This is a genomic window from Streptomyces venezuelae ATCC 10712 (genome assembly GCF_008639165.1).
Classification (GTDB): domain Bacteria; phylum Actinomycetota; class Actinomycetes; order Streptomycetales; family Streptomycetaceae; genus Streptomyces; species Streptomyces venezuelae.
Map to the genome: position 1 here is coordinate 6,729,442 of NZ_CP029197.1, position 20,536 is coordinate 6,749,977.

Below are 20,536 nucleotides of genomic sequence, written 5' to 3' on the forward strand. Positions count from 1 at the left end.
CCAGCTGCCGCTGGGGCCGGTCTGGTTCAGCGACCAGTCTTTCGAGATGTGCTGTGTACCAGTGACGAAGTAACCTGAAAGGAGCGGGAGTCCCGCAATTTCATGCGAGGGATACAGGCTGCTCGGGATGTGCCGGCGCACACCGTCGGGCGCACGCTCGTCGACTGGCGGCGCCTGACCCGGAAGCGCGGAGCCTTATGGAACGGCCTTGCCTGTCCCGTGTTTCACGTGGTTCTGGCGGAGCGTTTCCGTTCGGGGTGAGGGCAGCTTCAGGTGGTGGTCACCGTTTCAAGCAGGGCCGTACGGTGGCAGGTTCTTCACATGTCTGAGGAGGTTCTAGATGGATCGGTTGTCACTGGCCGACCTGCGAGCGGTGGACGAGCGCGTACTTCCGTTCAATCCCTACGGGTTCGGGGGACGGCTGAGTCCCGAGGATGCGCTGGAGTTTCAGCAGCACGTGATCGCCCAGTACGAACTCGCCGACAACGTGGCGGACGGTACCCGGCAGCGCTTCGAGCAACTGCGCCACGTCTACCGCTATGGCGTGCTCTGCTACGACCTGTTCACCATGGTTGGCGACGCGGCACTCCTGGCGTTCGAGCAGGCCCTGCGCGACCGATTCATCAACTTTCACGAAGGTGCAGTGCCCTTGCGGTCGAAAGAGGGCGAGGTGCACGTCCTGAAAGACGTAACCGACTACGGCGACTTCGTCGAGAGGTATAAGGGGCTCAAGGGCACCAGGATCCAGATGGGTCCGGACCGGAGCTGGACCGGTTTCAACGGGACCCTCGACGGCTTGTACCGGTGGGCCCGCCGTGAGGGACTCCTCCGCGGTCAGAGAAACCGCGGCAGGGAGAAGGCCCTCACCGACTTGAGGAACATGGTGGCTCACCCGAGCGGCTTCCACCTCCACGGCCCGGTTGAGGCGGCTCGCACCCTGTCCAACCTGGCCGAGGTGATCAACCGGCTCTGGGGTCAGGACACCCCGGGCGGACGCCTCTATCCCGCTCCGGTGGAGCGTCGCGCCACCGCCATCGCCTGGAACCCGGCCACCGGCTCAGTCGCTATCGGCCATGCGGAGAACCTCCGCTCGGACACCGATGAAGACGAATGGCAATACGTCATCGTCCAGGCCGTTTTCGAACCTGGAACAGCCGAAGACCCTACGATCTTCCACTTCGACGCCCTCTTCGAGCACACAACGTACCCCTGCGACCTGCTCTGGGGGCCAGGCAACCGCGCGGAAGCACTCCAGTGGCTGGACAGCAATCCGCCGACGTCCGACACCTGTGATCATCTCGACCGGGTCTTCCTCATCCGCCACGACGCAGACACCCTGTACACACCCCAGCGCCCCGAGGTTGCGGCCGGGCTTCCCGAAGCTGAGCACAGCGGGACGTGGTACGCGATCCGCGCGGACGCCTCCACAGACGCCTTTGTCCACGTACGTGCGTCCGTCGAAGACGTCGAGTCGCGACACCGGCCTTCGGGCGAGTGCCGGGAGTGTCACGCGGACACGCTCAAGAAGGGGACGCTGCGAGAGGTTCTCACGGCCGCACGGGAAGCAGGCGTGAACGTGGAACCGATACGTCCCCCGGACTCGAGAGTTCCCGGCTGGATGCCCAGGTCGATCACGGTAAGGAGGCGGTACTGACGGACAACGGCGCGGCGGCAGTCCCCAGTGTGCGGGCGGGCGCCGCCGTGCACGAGAGGTCGCCGGCGTCGCCGAGGTGGAACGATGTAGGGGACGTCGTGGTGCCGTGCCGTAGTGTCAGGAGGATCTCGCCCTTGGTGTAGTCGGAGAACCACACGGCGTACAACGTGCGCACTCCATTCGCCATGGTGCCGATCCGTACGACCTCGACGGGCGTGCCGTCGCATGACGCGGACGTGACCTCCTGGTGGTCGGCGGCGAAGATGCGGCCCCAGCCGTTCGCGAACGAGGTGAAGAGGTCGCTGATCTTCCGGCCCTTCGCCACAGGCGGGTCGTTCGGGTGCGTCGCGCAGGCCCGCTGGAAGACCCGGTCGCCGGCCACCGAAGCGATGCAGAGCCGATGGTCGCCGGTCTCCCAGGCGTAGGCCGCGTTGCCGTTCGGCCATGCCTCGATCAGCATGGGCCCCGCCGGACCGGGTGCATCGGGCTGGGCCCTTGTCGCGTGGAAGAGGGCCGCGCGTGTCCGGTCTGCGACCTCCGCGCGGGTGGCCCGCTGAGATGGTGATGCGGACTGGGCGACGGACGGTGACGCGGCGGCGGACGGCGGTGCGGCAGAAGACTTGCCGGCGCCGTCCGAACAGCCGGTCAAGGCAGCCGTGGCCATCGCTGTCATAGCGATGCCGGCCCGCAACAGATGTCGCACGTGCCCTCCCCCTGTGCCGATCATGTTCACGGCGAGGAGAGGGTCCCACCGGCTCTCGCGGCCGTGCAAGCGAGACATCGATGTTCAGGCTGCTGACCTCGCGGGTTGTTGCTGGGGGTGGGCGACCCTGCCTTTGGGAGGTGTCGCCGTCCGGCCGCGGGGTGCTGCGGCCCTTCGGCATCGCTCCTCGGGGAAGGCTCGCGCGGGGACATTCTGTGGAAGCCGAGACGGAGGAGACAGCGAGCAGCACCGAAGGCCGTGATCACACCAACGGCCAGCGCCAGCCGGGGCGATCTCAGCTGAGGAAGTCCTTCCAGAAGGGCACGGACGCCTGCCGAGCCCAACGCGCGTCCTCGTCGACCTCGCCGAACTCACGGTCGACGCCGCCAGAAAGCTCTGGAGTGTGTGCCGCCAGGCCTTGCGGGGGCAGCCCTTACGCGCCCCAGGGTGTGCCTGAACAGTGACCCACCCCTCGAGCGTCGGGCCGCGTCTGGAGGCGCTGGGGGGAGTCGTTGCATGGGGTGGGGCGTGGACGCGCGGCTTCCGCTCGCTTTCGAGCAGGCCTCACTCGGGTGCCGTCGCCGCTGCCATGAACATCGGCAGTGCCAGGAAGAGGCGGTCGGTCTCGGCCCGTGCGCGCTGCTCGACGATCCAGGTGTCCTTCTGCTCGCGCGTAATGGCCCCGGTGGAACAGGCCGCTTCGGCCAGTCCGGTGAGCAAGAGCAACATCGCCGACCCGGTGAAGACGCCGGTGCGCACCTCGACCGTCACATCGCTGAAGCGGCTGTTCAGTAGCAGGTTGCGGTATCGGCGAGCAGCACGCGGGGCGGTGGTCAGGTCGGCGCGGGCGTGCACGATGGTGCGGGTGAGGGCCGGATCGTCGGAGTCGATGACGATGGTGTCCCAGTCCTGGCCAAGCAGCACGATCCTCCCTCCAGGCACAAGAACCCTGCGGGCCTCCGCCAACGCCCGCTCCGGATCGTCGAGTTCGTGGAAGACCTTGTCGGCTCGGTATCCGACCACCGAGGCGCCCGGCAGCGGCAGCTCGTACGCTCCCGCGACCCGGAAGTCCGCCTCGGGCCACCGGCCACGGGCGGCGGCGATCATTCGCTCGCTCGGGTCCACACCGATGGCCTTCACGCCCCGTTCGGCCAGTTCCGCCACGGCCCGTCCGGCGCCACAGCCCACGTCCACCACGGACGTTCCGGGTTCGGCGCCGAGCAGATCATAGGAAAGCTCCCTCAGGAATTCGGCGCCCGGCAGTCGGTCGGCGGCGTCGAGCCGTGCCACGAGGTCGTTCGCCGGCTGCGGTGTCTGTTTCGTTTCCCTGGTCATGAGCGCCAGACTGCGACTTAATGTCGGCATGAAGTCAAGCGAGCAAAGGGCGCCCGGCGGCGGCGAGCGTGACTCGATGGTCATCGGGGCCCTCGCCGAACGCTTCGGTCTGGCCACGCACGTCCTGCGTCACTGGGAGACGATGGGGCTCCTGACCCCCGCGCGCGACGCCGCCGGGCGCCGCCGCTACCGCATCACCGACCTCACACGCGTCGCCGCCATCCTGCGCGCCAAAGACGCGGGACTCTCCCTCGACACCATCCGCTCGCTGACCACTACCGCCGATGCCGTGCAGCGGCGGAACATCCTGCGCGCAGAGGCCGAGGCGCTCCGCTCCCGTATCGCCGCCGCGCAGGCATCCCTCGACCTCATCGAATGCGCCCTCGGCTGTGATCACGAAGACGTCACCCAGTGCGCCCATTTCCAGCAGGCTGTGACGGACCGCAGCGGCACGGATATTGCCGTCCAGGTCCCCGATTGAGCACGTTCGTGTCTTGAGCGAGCTGGTCTCCACCCGAATCCGCAGCACGGCAGCCAAGTCGAGTTTAGGGTCCTCGTCTCATGACATCGTTCCTTCATAGGCCGCTCCATTCCTCCGACGATCTCCTTCGTCGTTTGAGGGGCTGCTTTCCCACAGCTGAGGTCGAACGGTCCGTGACGGCGGCCGGTGTGGAGGTCCTCGGTGTGCGCGTGCCGCGCCGGCGGGCACGGGATGTCTGGGAGGAGTGGCGCGGCCGGCACGGCGAGACCGGCTGGTGGCCGTACGTCACACTGATCTCGCCGACCGATATGGCCCTGGAACGCGCAGACGCGGGGCGCGACGACGGTGTGCTGCAGCAGTGGGTCGGCGAAGCCGTCTGCCAGGACCACGACGCGAGGGCGGCGTCCATACTGGTGTCGGCCTGCCGGTGGGCGGTGGAAGAGGCCGCCGACGTGGACGACGACCTGGACCTCTGGCGGTCCGTCTACGACCCCGACCAGCTGGCACCGCTGCTTGTACCTCCGGTGGATCGGCCGCTGCCAGGGGTGTCGCGTTGGGCGACCGGCACCCGGGACCTCTTCACGGAGGACCTGCGATGGGTGCATTTCGTGGCCGCGCGCGGCGGGTACGAGCTTCCGGTGCTTCTGCCGTTCCTCTACACGACGTGGAACTGGCCCGGATACGGCGACCGTGCCCTGACCCCCCTCGACGCCTCCGCGCTCCTGCGTCGCTGGCATGAGCAGTGGGGCGCCGAGTTCTTCTTCGCCATGGGCCCTCGCCTGGAGCTGGTCGTCGACCGGTCACCTCTGGATCCGCGGGGCGCCGCGCAGGCCGCCGCAGAGCTGCACGCGTACTGCATGGACACCGTGCAGGATTCGGTGGAGGCCGGCGACACGATGGCCCGCTCGACGATGTGGTCACTCTGGTGGGACTGAAACGGACTTGAGCCCCCGATGGGACGGTGCGCGCCTGGCACCTTCGCGGTGAACGTCCATCGCCCAGGCCCCTTCCCGTGCGCGGAGAGTCACACGCGTGGCAGCGCGAAGGGGATGTGGCCGGTGGCGAGGCCGGTGGGGGAGAGGAGGCGGCCCATGCGTTTGCGGGAGCGGAGGAAGACGGTGCGGTCGCTGATCTTCAGTTGGGGGAAGCGCTCCGTGAGTTGGGCCTCGAAGGGGTCGATGGCGTGCAGGCCCCGGAGCCAGACCATGACGAGGAGGTTGTCCGAGCCGCTGACGGAGACGGCGAGGCGGACCTCCTCCATCCGGGCCAGCACGCTGCCCGTGGCCGCGAGATGGCTGTGGGGGACCGCGGTGCGGTAGAGCACCACCGTCGAGAGTCCCGCGAGGGGATGGGCCAGGTCGCACCGGAAGGTGATGTCGCCGTCCCGGACCATCCGCTGGAGCCGGCGGCGGGCGGTGTGTTCGCTCATGCCCGCCTTCGCCCCGAGCTCGGTGTAGCCGAGGCGTCCGTCGACGCCGAGCGCCGCGAGCAGAGCCTGGTCCTCCGGTGCGGGAGGGTGGTGCATGCGGGCGCTGTACACGGTCGAGCCCGAAGTCCGCGGAGCGGCGAGCTCCGCATGCCCCGCGGGCTCCATGGCCCGCATCCGCCAGTCGCCCCCCTCGCTGTACAGCGTGATCCCGAGGCGGGTCCGCGTGGACCGGACGCCCTTCAGTCCGCCGATCAGGCCGTGGACCGAGCGGCCGAGGGAGGGCAGGTCGGCGGCGGCGACGGAGGCCAGGAGGTCGAAGTCACCGGCCGTCTCGTCGACGCTGAAGACCCAGGGCATGTCGGCCAGGGCGCGGCTCACCGCTTCGAGCGCCCGCGGCCTGCACCGCACCTCGACATAGGCGACCGTGGCCGACTTCGCCGCGTCGTACGCGGTGACCCAGGCCAGACCGCCGGCCCGCAGCCGTTCCCAGCGCCGGGCCACCGTGGTCGCGTCCACACCGAGCGCCCGGCCGATCTGCGACCACGGCGCGCGGGGAGCGGCCTGGAGGGCGTCGACGAGGGCGAGGTCCAGTTCGGAGAAGCGTACGTCCGCACAGGCCGAGCGGGAATCAGGTGCCAGGGGTCCATCCATGATGCTTTCCTGCAATTCTCCCGGCGTTCCCGTCACAGCCCGGATGGTAGGGGCACTTCCGGCCGATGCCCAGTCTCGGCCACGGTGATGAGGAGTGCCGCGTGTCTGCTCCGTCCTCGCAGTCCGCCCGGAGAACCGTCCGGATCACGATCGTCCTGTTGTTCGCCGCCTGGCTGGTCGACTACGCCGACCGGCTCGTCATCAATCTGGTCCTGCCCTCTCTCGGTGCCGAGTTCGACCTCAGCCGCGGGCAGCAGGGCCTGATCGTCTCCGCCTTCTTCCTCGCCTACGCCCTCGCCCAGATACCCGGCGGGCTGCTCGCCGACCGGTACGGTGCGCGGCGGGTCACGCTCTGGGCCCTGCTGACCTGGTCGGTGTTCACCGCGCTGACCGGTCTCGCCTGGTCGTTCGCCGTCCTGCTTCTCATGCGGTTCGCGTTCGGCGCCGCCGAAGGCGTCTTCCCGCCCGCCTCGCTGAAGGTCCTCGTCGAACGGACCACGCCGGACGAGCGGATGGCCGCCAACGGGCTGATCATGAGTTCCAACGCGGTCGCCGGCGTCCTCACCCCGCTCCTCGTCGCACCCCTGATCGCGGTCTTCGGCTGGCGATCGGCGTTCTTCTCGACGGCGGCGCTCGGAGTCGTCGTCCTGGTGGCGGTACGGATGCGGCTCCCCGCCCCCCTGCCCCGTACCGAACCGGCGCCCGGCACGCCCCGCCCCGGCGCGGGCGGTGTCCTGCGGCTTGGCGTGATCTGGCGCTTCAGCGCCATGATGTTCGGCTACAGCGCGATCGTCTGGGGCTTCAACACCTGGGTCCCGTCCTACCTCGGCGAAGAGTACGGAGTCTCCCTCTCCGCGGCCGGCGCCCTCATGGCGATCCCGGCCCTCGCCGCCGCCGGGGCGATCGTCGTCGGCGGCCGGATCTCGGACCGGCTCGGCGGCCACCACCGTACGGTGATCCTGCCCGCCATGACGGTGGCGGCCGCCGCGCTGCTCCTGGTCGCCTTCTCGTCCTCGCTCACCGGCTTCGTCGTCTTCGGGACGCTCGCCTCGATCGCCGTCGCCCTCTGCTACATGCCGATCCTCGCGGTCCCGCTGAGCGGGCTGGCCCCGGAACAGGTCGGCGTGGGCAGCGCGGTGGTCGTCCTCGGCGGCCAGGTGGCCGGCATCGTCGTCCCGCCCGTCGTCGGAGCGCTCGCCGACGCCTTCTCCTTCCAGGTGGCCTTCGCCTCCCTGGTCCTCGGCGCCGTCATCGCCGCCGTCATGGCCGTCCTGACCCCGCAGGACGCCGCCTCCTTCCGGACCGCCACCGGCGCGTCCCGCCTGCACGCCCCCGCAAAGGAGCTCTCGTGACCGCCGCCTCCGTCACCCGCCTGCTGGCCGCCCTCCCGGACCGGCTGCCCGGGCTGCGCGCCCTCTACGAGGACCTGCACGCCCACCCGGAACTGTCCTTCCAGGAGTTCCGCACGGCCGGGATCGTCGCCGACCGGCTGCGGCGGCAGGGCTGGGAGGTCTCCGAGGGCGTCGGCGGCACCGGCGTCGTCGGGGTCCTGGCCAACGGTGAGGGCCCCGTGGTCCTGCTCCGTGCCGACATGGACGGGCTCCCGGTCCAGGAGCGGACGGGGCTGGCGTATGCCTCCCGGGCGACCGCCGTCGACGGCGAGGGCAACGAAGTGCCCGTGATGCACGCCTGCGGCCACGACATGCACGTCACGTGCCTCCTCGGCGCCACCGCCCAGCTCGCCGCCGCCCGGGGGGAGTGGCGCGGCACGGTCGTCGCCGTGTTCCAGCCGGCGGAGGAGGTCGGCGGTGCGCCGGCCATGATCGAGGACGGCTTCCTCGACCGCTTCCCGCGTGCCGACGTGTGCCTGGGCCAGCATGTGGCGCCCGCACCCGCGGGCTTCGTCGGGACCCGTCCCGGTCCGGTGATGGCGGCGTCCGACAGCCTGCGGGTCCGGCTCCACGGCCGCGGAGGACACGGCTCGACGCCCGAGTCGACCGTCGACCCGGTCGTCATGGCCGCCGCGGTCGTCATGCGGCTGCAGACGATCGTCTCCCGTGAGACGGGGGCGGCGCAGACCGCGGTGGTGACCGTCGGCTCGCTGCACGCGGGTACGAAGGAGAACATCATCCCCGACACCGCGGACCTCCGGATCAACGTCCGCTCCACCGCGACCGTGGTGCGGGACCGAACCCTCGCGGCCGTCGAACGGATCGTCCGCGCCGAGGCCGCCGCGTCCGACGCCCCTAAGGACCCCGAGATCACCAGGCTCAACTCCTTCCCGCTCACCGTCAACGACGGGCCGGCCACGAGCACCGTCATGACGGCGATCGCCGGGGTCTTCGGCGAGGAACGGGTCTTCACCCTGCCCCAGACCCTCACCGGAAGCGAGGACTTCGGCGTCTTCGGCACGGCCCTCGGCGTCCCCTCGGTCTTCTGGCACTTCGGCGGCGCCGACCCCGAGCTCTTCCGCGACATCGACCCCGAGACGCTGCTGACGGACGGCCTGCCCGAGACCGTCCCCGCCAACCACTCGCCGTACTTCGCTCCCGTGCCCGACCCCACGATCGGGATCGGCGTGACGGCCCTGCTCGCCGCAGCCGCCGCGTGGCTGTGCCCCGAGGACGCCCCCGCGCCCGGAGGCCAGGAGGACTGACGCGCACACCCTCGCCTCGTACGACGCCGACACCTCACGCCACCCGGAAAGGCTTCCGCATGAACACCCACGACTCCGGATCCGATCTCGCCTACCTCAGCGCCACCGAGGCCCGACGGCTCTTCGACGCCCGCGAGCTGTCCCCGGTGGAGCTGATGCGCGCGGTGATCGACCGCGCCGAGCAGACGGAACCGGTCGTCAACGCCTTCACCGAGCGGCTCTTCGAGGAAGCGCTCGAACAGGCCCGGCACGCCGAGGACCGATTCCTCGGCAAGGGCGGTCTGACACCGCGCCCGCTGGAGGGCATCCCGGTCGCCACCAAGGAGAAGCACGCCATCGCCGGGCGTTCCCTCACCGAGGGCTCGCTCGTCAACGTCGGCGCCACCGCGACCGAGAACGCCCCCGTGATCGACCGCATCCTGGAGGCGGGCGGCATCATCCACGCCCGCACCGCCACCCCCGAGTTCTCCATCGCCACCTTCACCCACAGCCGTCTGTGGGGTGTCACCCGCAATCCCTGGAACCCCGACCTCACCCCCGGCGGCTCGTCCGGCGGCGCGGGCGCCTCGCTCGCGGCGGGCTCCACGCTCCTCGCCTCCGCCTCCGACATCGGCGGCTCCACCCGGATCCCCGCCGCCTTCACGGGAACCGTCGGTTTCAAGGCCCCGTACGGCCGGATCCCCGGCGTCGCCCCGCTCTCCGCCGACCACTACCGCGGTGACGGGCCCATGGCCCGGACCGTGGACGACTGCGTCACCTTCGCGAACGTCCTGGCCGGGCCCGACCCGCGCGACCACGTGTCCCTGCGCCCGAAGCTCGTCCTGCCGACCGCGTACGCCCCGGTCGCGGGGATGCGCCTCGCCCTGTGCCTCCGGCTGGGCGCGTACGACGTGCACCCGGAGGTCGAGGCCGCCACCCGGGCGGTCGCGCGCGCCCTCACCGACGCCGGTGCGGTGGTCGAGGAGATCGAACTCCCGTGGACCAGGGACGACCTCCTGATCAGTCTCGCGGCCCACTTCTCCACCGTCTTCGGGGCCCTCGTCTCCGAGGTCGAGGCGAAGCACCGCGACCGGATGACGGCGTACGCGGCGGCCTTCGCCGACACGATGGCGGAGGCCCGCGAGCGCGTCTCGTACCTGGACGGCCTGCGCGTCGAGACCAGGATGCAGCGCGAACTGGCCGAGGCGATGGCGCCCTTCGACGCCTTGATCTGCCCGACGACGGCCGTCCCCGGCCTGCCCGCCGGAGACGACCTCCTGGGCCGCCTGGTGGTGAACGGTGTGGACCACGGCGAGCCCCTGTGGGCGGCGATGACCGCCCCCTTCAACATCAGCAATCGCTGTCCGGTGCTCAATGTCCCGAGCGGCCGGTCCAGTTGGGGCGTGCCCACGGGGGTTCAGATCGTCGGCCACACCTACGACGACCCGACCGTCTTCCGCGTCGGCAAGGCCCTGGAGCGCCTCAGGCCCTGGGCCTACACCCCGGACCGCCGGCCCCCGGTCGGCCCGAGGCTCCGCTGAGCGTCACGGCAGGAGGTGCGGCGGGGTTTCGATCGTGCGCTTGAGGATCTTGCCCGTCGCTCCCTTCGGGAGGGCGTCCGTCGTCCAGACGATGCGGGGGTACTTGAAGGCGGCGACCTGGGTGCGGACGAAGTCGCGCAGGTCGTCGGGGGTGGCACCGGTGCCGGGGCGGAGGACGACCGCGGCGGCCACCTCCTCGCCGTGCGTGGGGTGCGGGACGCCGATCACCGCGGCCTCGGCGACCGCCGGGTGCTGGTAGAGGACCTCCTCGACCTCCCTCGGGTAGACGTTGAAGCCGCCCCGGATGATGACGTCCTTGCTGCGGTCCACCACCCGGAAGTCACCCGCCGCGTCCCGCGTCCCGAGGTCGCCGGTGTGCAGCCAGCCGTCGCGGACCGTGGTGGCGGTGGCCTCGGGGCGGCGCCAGTAGCCCTTCATCACGTTGTGGCCCCGGATCACGATCTCGCCGATCTCGCCGTCCGGCACCTCCTTGCCCTCCTTGTCGACCACCCGCATCTCCACCCCGTCGATGGGACAGCCGATGGTGCCGGGCACGCGGGCGCGGTCGATGCGGTTGATGCAGGCGAGCGGCGAGGACTCGGAGAGGCCGTAGCCCTCCAGGACGGCGCAGCCGAACTCGGCCTGGAAGCCGTTCAGGACCTCCACCGGCAGCGGCGAACCGCCGCTCACGCACACCCGCAGCGAGGACACGTCGTGGCGGGCCCGGTCCTCCAGGCCCAGCATCAGGGTGTACATGGTCGGTACGCCGAGGAAGACCGTCACCCGGTCCTGCGCGATCACCGACAGGGCGCGGGCGGGGTCGAAGCGGGGCAGCAGGGTGAGGCAGGCGCCGACGGCCACGGCGCAGTTGAGCCCGACGACCTGGCCGAAGGAGTGGAAGAGCGGCAGCCCGCCGAAGGTGACGTCGTCCGGACCGAGCCGCAGCACCTTGACGGCCTCGTCGATGTTGCGGCGGACGTTGGTGTGGGTGAGCTCGGCGCCCTTCGGCTGCCCCGTCGTGCCCGAGGTGTAGAGGATGACCGCCGTGTCCTCGGCCGACCGGTCGGTGCTGAAGGGGGCCGGCTCATGGCCCCGCAGCAGCTCGGTGAAGGGGCCGGGATCCACCCCGAGGTGGCGGGTGCCGGCCCGCCGCGCCCCCTCCGCCGCCTCCCGGGAGCCCTCGTGCCAGGTGAACAGCAGCGTCGCCCCGGCGTCCTTGAGGCAGTGCTCCACCTCGCCGGCCTTGAGCATCGGGTTCATGGGGACGACGATGCCGCCCGCCCGCAGGATGCCGTAGTAGAGGACGGCGAACACGGGGGTGTTGGGAAGCAGCAGCGCCACGCGGTCGCCGGGGGCCATGCCCAGGGCCCGCAGATAGCCGGCGGCGCGGGCGCTCAGCTCGTCGAGGGCGGCGAAGTCCAGCTCCTCGTCGTCGAGCCGGACGGCCGGCCGGTCCGGGTGGAGCGCCGCCGTGGCGGGCAGGATCGCGGCCAGGTTGCCCTGGGCGGCGGCGGGTACGGCAGCGGTCATGTCGGTCTCTCCAGGGGATGGCGGGGCGCGGGGCGCCGGCTCAGCGGACGGAGAACAGCAGGGAGGCCGAGGCGGCGAGCCGGGCTTCCTGGTCGAGGAGGTCGACGCGGACCTCGGCGTTGCGCTTGGCGTGCTTGAGGAGGGCGGCCCGTGCGGTGAGGACGCCGGGTGCGGGAGCGTACAGACAGCTCAGGTGCGCGGACCGGAGCCGGATCGAACTGTGCGGCCCGGCGCGGTACTTGAGCAGGGCGTAGCCCGCCAGGTCGGCGAGCTGGAGCTGGTCGGGGCCGGACACCGAGCCGCCGGGGCCGCGCCGCAGGTCGGCGGAGTCGACCGCCAGGGACAGCGCGTCCGGGGCGGCCGCGATGACCCGGTGGTGCGGTGCGTGCTCGGGGAACTCGCCCCAGATCAGGGCGTTCAGCTCGTCGAGCGTCATGCCGCCTCCCGGGCGCCGGACCCGGCCGGCACCGCGACCGCGGAGACCAGCAGGCCGTCGCGGGCCGCCCACCGGCCGGACAGCTCGGCGGGGAGGGCGCTGCCCGCCGTGGACCTCGCGATCCGGGCGCGGAACCGGCCCCCGGCCGGTCCGGGCGGCGCCATGGCCACCGTGACGTCCTCGAAGCCCAGCCAGCTGCCCATCAGGGGGTACCAGACCTTGTAGACGGACTCCTTGGCGCTGAACAGCAGCCGGTCCCAGTGGACGCCGGGATGCGCGGCGGCGTACCCGGACAGCCACTCCCGCTCGGCGCCGAAGGCCACCACGCGCAGCACGTCGGCGGGCAGCGGCCCGTTCGGTTCGGCGTCGATGCCCAGGGCCAGCATGTCCCGGTCGCGGGCGACCGCCGCCGCCCGGTACCCGGCGCAGTGGGTGATGCTGCCGACCGCCCCGGCCGGCCACAGGGGCTCCCTGCGCCGCCCCCGGAGCAGCGGCCCGGCCGGGAGCCCCAGCGAGGTGAGGGCCCGCCGGGCGCAGAGCCGGGCCGTGCCGAACTCGCTGCGGCGGCCCTGCCGGGCGGCGGCGACGAGGAGTTCCTCCTCGGGGAAGAGCGGTGCCGGTGCCAGGTCGTCGAAGGCTTCGGCGCAGGCGACGCCGTCCGGCAGCAGGGTCGACAGCATCAGCCGTCCCCTCCCTCTCGTACGGGATGCCGCCGGGCCTGTACGTGGGCCAGCGCGGCCGACACCGCCAGCATCGTCAGACACAGCGCGAGCGCGAGCCGCGCCCCGGAGGTCACGCCGAGTCCCGAGATCACCGCCCCGAAGACGGCCACGCCGAGCAGTCCGCCGACCTGCCGCATGACGCCCAGGAGCCCGCCGGCGGCGCCCGCGTGGGCCGGGTCGACGGCGTCGAGGAGGGCGGTGGTCATCGGGGGCGAGGTCGCTCCGGCGCCCAGCCCGATCGGCAGGAAGCACAGCAGGACCAGGGCGGGCGGCGCGCCGGGACCGGCCGCCAGCAGCGCCAGGCAGCCGAGGGCCTCGACGCCCTGGGACACGGCCAGGACGCGCCAGGTGCCCAGGGACGCCATCAGCTTTCCGGCGATCAGGTTGCCGACCAGGGTGAGGGCGGTCAGCGGGACGAACATCAGCCCGGTGACGAGCGGCCCGTGGTCCTGGAACTGCTGGAAGTACACGGTGAAGACGAACACGATCCCGAAGAACGAGGCGTTCATCACGAAGCCGGTGCCCACCGCCGTCAGCGCCCGCGCCGACCGGGCGAGCGTCGCGGGGACCACCGGGTGCGGCGCCCTGATCTCGGCGAGGACGAAGCCGGCCGCCGCCAGCCCGAAGACCGGTAGGGCCCAGCGGCTGAGCGGTCCGTCCTCGACGATGGCGTACGTGAGCGAGGCCAGCGCGACCACGGCGGCCGCCTGCCCGGCGAGGTCCAGCGGGGCCGGCCGGGGCGGGGACGCCGGGGCCCGGCGCAGCGCCAGACCGAGGGCGCACAGCGGCAGGTTGACCCAGAAGACGGCCTGCCAGCCGAGGCCGCTGGTCAGCACCCCGCCGACGACGGGCCCGGCGGAGACGGCGACCCCGCCGCTCATCGCCCAGAGGGTGATCCGGCGCGCGCGGGCGGCGCCGTCCTCGGCCGATTCCTGTACGAGGGACAGCGAGGACGGCAGGATCAGCGCCGCGCCCAGACCCTGGACGGCCCGGGCCGCGACCAGCCAGGGCAGCGAGGGAGCGAGCGCGCAGGCCAGGGACGCGGCGGCGAACAGCGCGAGGCCGCCGCCGAGCGCCCGGACCGCGCCGATCCGGTCGGCGACCGCCCCCGAGGTGAGCAGCGAGGAGGCGAAGACCAGCACGTAGGCGTTGATGACCCACTGGATGCCGCTGATGCCGCCGCCGACCTCGTCGCCGATCACCGGTGCGGCGACGTTCACCACGGTGCTGTCCAGCATGATGAGGAAGAAGCCCAGACAGGCGGTCGCGACCCCGAGGGCGGCCCCGGAGGGGCCCCTGCCCCCCTTCGCGCCTACCGCGCGGACGGCTGAGCCGCCACGACCTGGGACGCCCATGCGGTGATCCTCTCGATCAGTCCGTGGTGGTGCCGGATCCAGCGGAAGTGGTCCAGGGGACGGCCTTCCGCGTCGTCGCGGCCGTAGTGCCAGCGAGTGATGTCGGCCCGGGGCATTTTGGCGCACAGATGGTCCACGGCGGCGGGCGGCGCGAGCGCGTCGCCCGCCACGTCCACCGCGAGGACCGGCAGTGCCACCCGCCGCAGGGCCCGCTCGTAGTCACCGGCCGCGCCGGGGACCTCGTAACGGCCCGTGCGCACCTGCCGGGACCAGTCCCGGATCAGCCGGGCCGACTCCCGTCCGGCGAAGCCGAGACGCTCGCCCGGCCAGTGGCCGAGCAGGGCGGCGACCGCCGCGTACACCTGGCTGAGCAGGAGCCGGCGCGGGCCGGCGAGCGGGCCGAAGCAGCGGTACCAGGCCGAGCCGGAGGCGACCAGGACGACACCGGAGAGCCGCGGTTGCCGCAGCCCGCAGTGGATCAGGCCGAGCTGGCCGCCCAGGCTGTGGCCGAGCAGCAGGACGGGCGCGTGGGGGAACGCGGCCGCGGTCTCGCGCAGGACGGCGCCGATGTCCTCCTCGACGATCTCCCGGTAGCCGAACCCGACTCCGCGCGCCGGTACGGGCAGGCTCTCGCCGTGCCCGCGCAGGTCGGTGGTGACCACGGTCAGGCCGGCCCGGTGCAGTGCCCGGACGAGCGGGGTGTAGTTCCGCGCGGACATGCCCATCGCGGGCAGCACCACCACCACGGGCGCCGCGGGGTCGGGCTGCGCCAGCGCCCGGAGCGTCGACGTCGCGGCGTCCCGGGCGGTGATCTTCGCGAGCACCGGGATACGGGAGTGCCTCACGCGTCCTCCAGGCGCCAGCCGACCACCCCGGCGCCCCAGGTGATCCCCGCCCCGAAGGCGGCCACCCCGAGCAGCCCGGACGCGCCGAGCCGGCCCTCGTCCCGGGCGTGCGCCAGCGCGATCGGGATGGACGCCGAGGAGGTGTTGGCCACCCGGTGCACATTGAGGAACAGCCGGTCCTCGGGGAAGCCGATCTCCTTGGCGACGGCGTGGATGATCCGGGCGTTCGCCTGGTGCGGGATGAACAGGTCCAGGTCGTCGCCGGTCAGCTCCTGGAGGGCCAGCACCTCCCGGGTGGCCTCGCTCATCCGCGCCACCGCGTGCACGAAGATCTCCCGGCCGTCCATCCGCAGCACCCGGTCCCGACGGTCCGCGTAGAGCGCGGGGATCAGGTCGCCGTCGGAGCCGAGGACGAACCGTGGGGCCGGGGCGCCGGGCACGTCGGCCAGCAGCACCGCCCCGGCGCCGTCGCCGAGCAGGACCGCGGTGGAGCGGTCGTCGCGGTCGGTGATCCTGGTCAGCGCCTCGGCGCCGCACACCAGGACGGACGCGGCGCGCCCCGACTCGATCAGCGCGGTCGCGTGGTCGAGCGCGTAGACGAAGCCGGCGCAGGCGGCGTGCAGGTCGAAGGCCGCGGCGTACGGCATGCCGAGCCGGGAGGCCACCTCGACCGCGAGTCCGGGCGTGACCCGGTCCGGGGTGGTGGTGGCGACGATCAGCCGCGGGACGTCGCCGGGCTCCCGGCCCGCGGAGCGCAGGGCGTCGCGGCAGGCGTCGAGCGCGAGGTCGGCGAGGTGCCCGTCCTCGGCCATGAACCGCCGCTCCTTGATGCCGGTCCGCCGGGTGATCCACTCGTCCGAGGTGTCCAGGTGGGTGAAGTGGCTGTTGGGCACGGTCCGTTCGGGTAGCGCGGCACCGATGCCGACGATCGCGACTGTCATCGCTGGGCCTCCTGTGTCGACCCGGCGGCCGGCGGGACCGCTCGGGGGTTCCCCATGTGGACGGCGTGCATGCCGCCGTCGGCGTGCACGATCTCCCCGGTGACGGTGGCGGAGAGCCCCGACAGCAGGAACAGCACGGGCCCGGTGAGCCGGGCCACGTCGGCCCGGTCCCAGCCGAGCGGAGCCTCGGCCTCCCAGCGGTCCGCGATCCGGTCGAAGGTGCTGATGCCGCGTCCGGCGACGGTCTCCACCGGGCCGGCCGCGACGAGGTTGACGCGGATGCCGGACGGGCCCAGGTAGAGGGCGAGATAGCGGCAGACCGCGCCGAGCGCCGCCTTGCTGACGCCCATCCAGTCGTAACCGGGCCAGGCGGCCGAGGAGTCGAAGTCGAGTCCGACGACGCTGCCCGAGCCCTTGCCGAGCAGCGGCGCCAGGGAGGTGGCAAGGGCGTGCAGCGAATAGGCGCTGGTGTGGAAGGCGAAGGCCGCGCTCTCGGCGTCCGTGGTGAGGAAGTTCCCGCTGATGGCGCTTTGGGGCGCGGCCGCGACGGCGTGGAGGACCCCGTCGAGGGAGTCCCAGCGCTTCTCGAGCTCCCCGGCCAGGGCGGTGAAGTCCTCCGGCCGGGTCACGTCGAGCTCCAGCACCTCGGGCGGCGAGGGCAGCGACGCGGCCGCCGCCTCGGTGATCCGGCGGGACCGGCCGAAGCCGGTCAGCAGCACGTCCGCCCCGGCCTCCTGGAGCGCCGCGGCGGTGTGCCAGGCGATGGAGTCCTCGTTGAGCACCCCGGTGACGAGATAGCGGCGTCCCTCGAAGTCGAGCATCAGTCCTGGCCTTTCCGCACGCCGGGGGAGGCGAGCACGAGAGCGGCGTTGTGGCCGCCGAACCCGAAGGAGGTGGAGAGGCCGAGCAGTGCCCGGTCCGGCCGGTCCATCGGCAGCGGCCGGGCCGTGCGGACCAGGTCCAGCGGGCCGAGACGCTCGTCCGGTTCGCGCAGCCCGGCCGTGGGCGGCGCGGTCGCGTGGCGGAGCGCCTGGAGGGTGGCGACGGCCTCCACCGCGCCCGCGGCGCCGAGCAGATGGCCGATCGCGGCCTTGCTCGACGAGATCGGGATGGCCGGCAGGGCCGCGCCGAGCGCCGAGCGCAGCGCCTCGCTCTCCAGCTGGTCGTTGAGGAGGGTGCCGGTGCCGTGCGCGTTGATGTAGGCGAGGTCGCCCGGCTCCGCGCCGGCCGCGGTCATGGCCCGGACGACGGCCGTCGCCGCGCTCCTGCCGCTGGGCTCGGGGGCGGTGAGGTGGTGGGCGTCCGAGCTCGCGCCGTAGCCGAGCACCGAGCCGAGTACTTCGGCGCCGCGGCGGGCGGCGCCCTCGGCGGTCTCCAGGACCAGCACCCCGGCACCCTCGCCCAGCAGGAACCCGTCGCGGTCGCGGTCGAAGGGCACGGAGGTGCCGGTGGGGGAGAGGGCACCGGCGTTGCGGAACGCGGCGGCGATGAGCGGGGACGCGGCGGACTCGGCGCCGCCGACGACGACGGCGTCCGCCGCGCCCGAGGCGAGCAGCCGCATCCCGGTGCCGACGGCCTGGGCGCCGCTGCTGCACGCGGAGGTCACGCAGAGGGACTCGCCGGTGAGGCCGTGGACCATCGAGAGGTGGGCGGCGGCCGCGTTCGCCATCATCGCCGGCACCATGAACGGGGAGACGTACTCGGCGCCCTGGGCGGCGAGCACCTCCTGCTGTGCCTCGAAGCTGGCCGTGCCGCCGAGGCCGCAGCCGATGACGGTGGCGATCCGCCCGGGGTCGTACGGCAGTGCTCCGGCCTTCCAGCCGGCCTGCGTCAGCGCCTCCTGGGCCGCGACGAGGGCGAGCTGGGTGAACCGGTCGGTGCGGCGGAGCTCCTTGCGGGAGAGGTGATCGCCGGGGTGGAAGCCCGCGCAGTGTCCCGTACCGCCGGACACGCCGCTCTCGCCGGCCACCGCCCGCCGGTGCAGCACGCCGGCACCGACGCCGAGGGGGGTGACCGCCCCGACGCCGGTGATCACCGCTGTGGTCATGCGAGGCCGGCTCGGGTACAGCAGACGTTCAGGAGCTGCTCGAAGGTCTCGACGTCGTCGAAGTCCTTGGGCTTCACGGGCACGCCCAGTTCCCGCTTGATGGACTGGCTCAGCTCGACCATGTCGAGCGAGTCGACCTCCAGGTCGTCGAGCGCGGCGTCGGCGACGATGTCGGAGCGGTCGACGCCCAGCTCGATCAGGGCGTCGGTGACGAAGGTGGCGATGGCGGTGCGGTCGATCACGTCGGACATGTGACTCCTCGTCGGGAACAGGAGGGGCGGGGCGGGACGGGGGGCGTACGGCGGATCAGGACGAGACCGTGCCGGCCTTGCTTGCGTGGAGCGGCGACCAGTGCCACTGCCGCCAGTAGCTCTCGGAGATGTCCAGCCACTCCTCCAGGCGCTGCTCGCTCTGCAGGAACCGGGAGGCGCTCACCATCAGCCAGCTGTAGACGGCCTGGCTGTCGCGGCAGCCGTTGCAGTCGCCGGAGGTACAGCAGAACTGCAGCGTCTCGTAGTCGGCGCCCCAGGCGGCGAAGCCGGGGATCACCGGGTTGCCGTTGGCCACCCGGTCGGCGTGCGCGGGCAGGTCGACGCTGATGCTGGGGCAGACGTCGTAGCCGAAGCGGCCGCCCCAGTGCGTGGTGCCGGTGATCAGCGTGCGGATGAAGTACGGGTGGCTGACCACGGCGTGCGGGTACAGGTCCCGGACGCGCAGGGCCTCGTCGAGGATGCGCCGCTCGTTCGCGATCCGGATCGGGTTCTCGGTGCCGTGCTCGCTGTAGAAGTTGAAGGTGACGATGTTGCCGTTCTCGGCGATCTTCCGCACGGTCGGCTCGATGTGCGCCACCCCGTCCTCGGAGAGGGCGAAGATGAACATGACCCGCGGGTCGTCCTTGTAGTGCGACAGCGCGGTGTCGAACAGACCGGTGAACTTGGAGCCGTTGACGCGGATCGCCCGCAGGTCGTCGTCGAGGGGGCCGCCGCCGAAGATGCTGACGGCGATGGCGATCTCCTCGAAGCCCTGCCGGGGCATCGGGCGGAGCCCGTTGGTGGAGATCGTGATGTACGGCAGGTGCTCGACGAACGCCTCGACGCGGCGCGGTACGAGGGTGGGCTCGCCGCCGATCAGGGTGGCCTGGTTGACGCCCTCCTCGCGGAGCCGGGTCGCGAACGCGCGGATCTTGTCGAGGTCCGACAGCTCGCTCACGGCGGTGTCGAAGCCGCCCTCGAAGTACCAGCACCCCTTGCAGCGGATGTTGCACGCGTTGGTCAGGTGCACCTCGCAGGAGCGGACGGTGCGGCCGAGCCGGCGGACCCGGTGCAGCCGGTCGGCCAGGTCCGGACGGGCCGCCAGCAGGGCAGCGGTGCGCTCCTTGGCCTCTCTGCGGCTCGGTGGACGCTCCGTGATGGTGACGGTCGTTGCCATGGACGTGGCTCCTCTGTCGTGGGGGACCTGATGGGCGGTCACTCGGGCAGCGTCAGACCGAGCTTCTGGATGCGCGGGGTGACCTTCTCCCGCCACAGGTCGCAGGCCTCGCCGTTGGTCGTCTTGCGCAGCCCGAACTTGACGGCGAGCCGGGCCCGCTCGGAACGGGGGCTGCCGAAGATCTTCACGAACGTCGGCCAGAGGCGGTCGAGGGCCTGCTGGAGCTCCACGCGGCCCTCCTCGGTCTGCGCGAGGTTGCGGCAGACGCGGGCGCCGTGGGCGATGTGCACCTTCTCGTCGAGGATGATGGTCCGGACGGCCTCGGCCCAGGGCTTGTAGCTGCTCTCCGCGAACTCGGAGATCATGACCATCGCGGTCTCCTCGCCGATGTACGAGAAGATGCCGCGCTCGGCCCAGGTGGTACAGGTGTGCAGGGTCTGGTCGGCGAACATGGTCCGCTCGGCCAGCGTCTGGGTCTCCATGTAGCCGGTGTCCACGCCGATGTTGGCGAGCACCGCCTTGCCCAGCTTGTAGTGGTCGTACTCCTCGACCGCGCGCTCGGCGCAGACCTGGCGCTCCTCGGCGTTGGGGGCGAGCGGCAGGAAGACCTGGATGTAGTCGTCGCCCCCGGAGAGCTCTCCTTCGGTGTTGACCATGATCTGGCGGAGCGCGATCTCGCGGTATTCCTCCGGCATGGCGAGGAATTCGTCCGGAGTTCGCACAACTACCGCTTCGTCATCCAAAAGGGACATGCCCATGGGGATCTTCACCTCGTTCTGAATAGGTGGCGAGGGCCGGCTGAG

The 20,536-nt window shown here is 72.0% G+C and carries 20 protein-coding genes; 6 read left to right on the plus strand and 14 right to left on the minus strand.

The window, feature by feature from the left end; all coding sequences use genetic code 11:
* Positions 1 to 340: 340 nt before the first annotated feature.
* Positions 341 to 1,654, plus strand: a complete 1,314-nt coding sequence (locus DEJ43_RS30940; protein ID WP_015037360.1) for a hypothetical protein — start codon at positions 341 to 343, stop codon at positions 1,652 to 1,654.
* Here DEJ43_RS30940 and DEJ43_RS37650 read toward each other — a convergent pair.
* Both DEJ43_RS37650 and DEJ43_RS30950 read right to left on the minus strand, forming a co-directional pair.
* Positions 1,632 to 2,114: a hypothetical protein gene (locus DEJ43_RS37650; protein ID WP_015037361.1), complete on the minus strand. Its 483-nt coding sequence runs from the start codon at positions 2,112 to 2,114 to the stop codon at positions 1,632 to 1,634. The two genes, DEJ43_RS30940 and DEJ43_RS37650, sit on opposite strands and share 23 nt — an antisense overlap.
* An 807-nt stretch (positions 2,115 to 2,921) precedes the next feature.
* Positions 2,922 to 3,692, minus strand: a complete 771-nt coding sequence (locus tag DEJ43_RS30950; RefSeq protein WP_015037362.1) for a methyltransferase domain-containing protein — start codon at positions 3,690 to 3,692, stop codon at positions 2,922 to 2,924.
* A 28-nt stretch (positions 3,693 to 3,720) separates the two neighbouring features.
* Here DEJ43_RS30950 and DEJ43_RS30955 point away from each other — a divergent pair, with 28 nt between their 5' ends.
* Positions 3,721 to 4,173 carry a MerR family transcriptional regulator gene (locus DEJ43_RS30955; RefSeq protein ID WP_015037363.1) on the plus strand — a complete coding sequence of 151 codons (453 nt, stop codon included), beginning with the start codon at positions 3,721 to 3,723 and terminating at the stop codon, positions 4,171 to 4,173.
* Positions 4,174 to 4,346: 173 nt separating this feature from the next.
* Positions 4,347 to 5,108, plus strand: coding sequence for a DUF4253 domain-containing protein (locus DEJ43_RS30960; RefSeq protein ID WP_015037364.1), 762 nt, complete (start codon positions 4,347 to 4,349; stop codon positions 5,106 to 5,108).
* Between the two features lie 89 nt (positions 5,109 to 5,197).
* On the opposite strand, the gene DEJ43_RS30965 is transcribed toward DEJ43_RS30960, so the two are convergent.
* Positions 5,198 to 6,253 (minus strand): Lrp/AsnC family transcriptional regulator, encoded by a 1,056-nt coding sequence (locus DEJ43_RS30965; RefSeq protein WP_015037365.1) that lies wholly within the window; start codon positions 6,251 to 6,253, stop codon positions 5,198 to 5,200.
* Positions 6,254 to 6,354: 101 nt separating this feature from the next.
* Between DEJ43_RS30965 and DEJ43_RS30970 the strand changes: the two genes are divergently transcribed.
* From DEJ43_RS30970 to DEJ43_RS30980, 3 genes are read left to right on the plus strand one after another with little or no spacing between them, the layout of a single operon-like run.
* Entirely contained in the window at positions 6,355 to 7,605 is a 1,251-nt protein-coding gene (locus DEJ43_RS30970; RefSeq protein WP_015037366.1) for an MFS transporter, read from the plus strand.
* Positions 7,602 to 8,909 (plus strand): amidohydrolase, encoded by a 1,308-nt coding sequence (locus DEJ43_RS30975; RefSeq protein ID WP_015037367.1) that lies wholly within the window; start codon positions 7,602 to 7,604, stop codon positions 8,907 to 8,909. The genes DEJ43_RS30970 and DEJ43_RS30975 overlap by 4 nt, the downstream gene beginning before the upstream one ends.
* A 59-nt stretch (positions 8,910 to 8,968) precedes the next feature.
* Positions 8,969 to 10,429, plus strand: a complete 1,461-nt coding sequence (locus DEJ43_RS30980) for an amidase (RefSeq protein WP_015037368.1) — start codon at positions 8,969 to 8,971, stop codon at positions 10,427 to 10,429.
* Positions 10,430 to 10,432: 3 nt separating this feature from the next.
* On the opposite strand, the gene DEJ43_RS30985 is transcribed toward DEJ43_RS30980, so the two are convergent.
* Genes DEJ43_RS30985 through DEJ43_RS31035 form a run of 11 tightly spaced genes read right to left on the minus strand, consistent with a single transcriptional unit; the run spans position 10,433 to position 20,428 of the window.
* Complete coding sequence (locus DEJ43_RS30985; protein WP_015037369.1) at positions 10,433 to 11,959, minus strand: long-chain-fatty-acid--CoA ligase; 1,527 nt, start codon at positions 11,957 to 11,959, stop codon at positions 10,433 to 10,435.
* A 40-nt stretch (positions 11,960 to 11,999) separates the two neighbouring features.
* Positions 12,000 to 12,395 (minus strand): hotdog family protein, encoded by a 396-nt coding sequence (locus tag DEJ43_RS30990; protein WP_015037370.1) that lies wholly within the window; start codon positions 12,393 to 12,395, stop codon positions 12,000 to 12,002.
* Positions 12,392 to 13,075, minus strand: coding sequence for a 4'-phosphopantetheinyl transferase family protein (locus DEJ43_RS30995; protein ID WP_015037371.1), 684 nt, complete (start codon positions 13,073 to 13,075; stop codon positions 12,392 to 12,394). The genes DEJ43_RS30990 and DEJ43_RS30995 overlap by 4 nt, the downstream gene beginning before the upstream one ends.
* Complete coding sequence (locus DEJ43_RS31000) at positions 13,075 to 14,472, minus strand: MFS transporter (RefSeq protein WP_071892255.1); 1,398 nt, start codon at positions 14,470 to 14,472, stop codon at positions 13,075 to 13,077. Before DEJ43_RS31000 ends, DEJ43_RS30995 begins: the two co-directional genes overlap by 1 nt.
* On the minus strand, positions 14,430 to 15,317 hold the full coding sequence (locus tag DEJ43_RS31005; RefSeq protein ID WP_015037374.1) for an alpha/beta hydrolase family protein: 888 nt from the start codon (positions 15,315 to 15,317) through the stop codon (positions 14,430 to 14,432). Before DEJ43_RS31005 ends, DEJ43_RS31000 begins: the two co-directional genes overlap by 43 nt.
* Complete coding sequence (locus tag DEJ43_RS31010; RefSeq protein WP_015037375.1) at positions 15,314 to 16,258, minus strand: beta-ketoacyl-ACP synthase 3; 945 nt, start codon at positions 16,256 to 16,258, stop codon at positions 15,314 to 15,316. Before DEJ43_RS31010 ends, DEJ43_RS31005 begins: the two co-directional genes overlap by 4 nt.
* Entirely contained in the window at positions 16,255 to 17,079 is an 825-nt protein-coding gene (gene fabI / locus DEJ43_RS31015; RefSeq protein ID WP_015037376.1) for an enoyl-ACP reductase FabI, read from the minus strand. Before fabI ends, DEJ43_RS31010 begins: the two co-directional genes overlap by 4 nt.
* Positions 17,079 to 18,305 (minus strand): beta-ketoacyl-[acyl-carrier-protein] synthase family protein, encoded by a 1,227-nt coding sequence (locus DEJ43_RS31020; RefSeq protein WP_015037377.1) that lies wholly within the window; start codon positions 18,303 to 18,305, stop codon positions 17,079 to 17,081. The genes fabI and DEJ43_RS31020 overlap by 1 nt, the downstream gene beginning before the upstream one ends.
* Positions 18,302 to 18,556, minus strand: coding sequence for an acyl carrier protein (locus tag DEJ43_RS31025; RefSeq protein WP_015037378.1), 255 nt, complete (start codon positions 18,554 to 18,556; stop codon positions 18,302 to 18,304). Before DEJ43_RS31025 ends, DEJ43_RS31020 begins: the two co-directional genes overlap by 4 nt.
* Positions 18,557 to 18,611: 55 nt before the next feature.
* Entirely contained in the window at positions 18,612 to 19,733 is a 1,122-nt protein-coding gene (locus tag DEJ43_RS31030) for a radical SAM protein (RefSeq protein ID WP_015037379.1), read from the minus strand.
* Between the two features lie 38 nt (positions 19,734 to 19,771).
* Positions 19,772 to 20,428 (minus strand): Phenylacetic acid catabolic protein, encoded by a 657-nt coding sequence (locus DEJ43_RS31035; protein WP_041663080.1) that lies wholly within the window; start codon positions 20,426 to 20,428, stop codon positions 19,772 to 19,774.
* Positions 20,429 to 20,536: the final 108 nt, after the last annotated feature.

What these genes read in the sequence shown, in the direction of transcription:
- DEJ43_RS30955 (WP_015037363.1), top strand. Translation starts at nt 3,721, where the DNA reads ATGAAGTCAAGCGAGCAAAGGGCGCCCGGCGGCGGCGAGCGTGACTCG.
- DEJ43_RS30990 (WP_015037370.1), bottom strand. Translation starts at nt 12,395, where the DNA reads ATGACGCTCGACGAGCTGAACGCCCTGATCTGGGGCGAGTTCCCCGAG.
- DEJ43_RS31025 (WP_015037378.1), bottom strand. Translation starts at nt 18,556, where the DNA reads ATGTCCGACGTGATCGACCGCACCGCCATCGCCACCTTCGTCACCGAC.
- DEJ43_RS31030 (WP_015037379.1), bottom strand. Translation starts at nt 19,733, where the DNA reads ATGGCAACGACCGTCACCATCACGGAGCGTCCACCGAGCCGCAGAGAG.
- DEJ43_RS31020 (WP_015037377.1), bottom strand. Translation starts at nt 18,305, where the DNA reads ATGACCACAGCGGTGATCACCGGCGTCGGGGCGGTCACCCCCCTCGGC.
- DEJ43_RS31010 (WP_015037375.1), bottom strand. Translation starts at nt 16,258, where the DNA reads ATGACAGTCGCGATCGTCGGCATCGGTGCCGCGCTACCCGAACGGACC.
- DEJ43_RS31000 (WP_071892255.1), bottom strand. Translation starts at nt 14,472, where the DNA reads ATGGGCGTCCCAGGTCGTGGCGGCTCAGCCGTCCGCGCGGTAGGCGCG.
- DEJ43_RS30950 (WP_015037362.1), bottom strand. Translation starts at nt 3,692, where the DNA reads ATGACCAGGGAAACGAAACAGACACCGCAGCCGGCGAACGACCTCGTG.
- DEJ43_RS30980 (WP_015037368.1), top strand. Translation starts at nt 8,969, where the DNA reads ATGAACACCCACGACTCCGGATCCGATCTCGCCTACCTCAGCGCCACC.
- DEJ43_RS30965 (WP_015037365.1), bottom strand. Translation starts at nt 6,253, where the DNA reads ATGGATGGACCCCTGGCACCTGATTCCCGCTCGGCCTGTGCGGACGTA.
- DEJ43_RS37650 (WP_015037361.1), bottom strand. Translation starts at nt 2,114, where the DNA reads ATGCTGATCGAGGCATGGCCGAACGGCAACGCGGCCTACGCCTGGGAG.
- DEJ43_RS30940 (WP_015037360.1), top strand. Translation starts at nt 341, where the DNA reads ATGGATCGGTTGTCACTGGCCGACCTGCGAGCGGTGGACGAGCGCGTA.
- DEJ43_RS31035 (WP_041663080.1), bottom strand. Translation starts at nt 20,428, where the DNA reads ATGCCGGAGGAATACCGCGAGATCGCGCTCCGCCAGATCATGGTCAAC.
- DEJ43_RS30985 (WP_015037369.1), bottom strand. Translation starts at nt 11,959, where the DNA reads ATGACCGCTGCCGTACCCGCCGCCGCCCAGGGCAACCTGGCCGCGATC.
- fabI (WP_015037376.1), bottom strand. Translation starts at nt 17,079, where the DNA reads ATGCTCGACTTCGAGGGACGCCGCTATCTCGTCACCGGGGTGCTCAAC.
- DEJ43_RS30995 (WP_015037371.1), bottom strand. Translation starts at nt 13,075, where the DNA reads ATGCTGTCGACCCTGCTGCCGGACGGCGTCGCCTGCGCCGAAGCCTTC.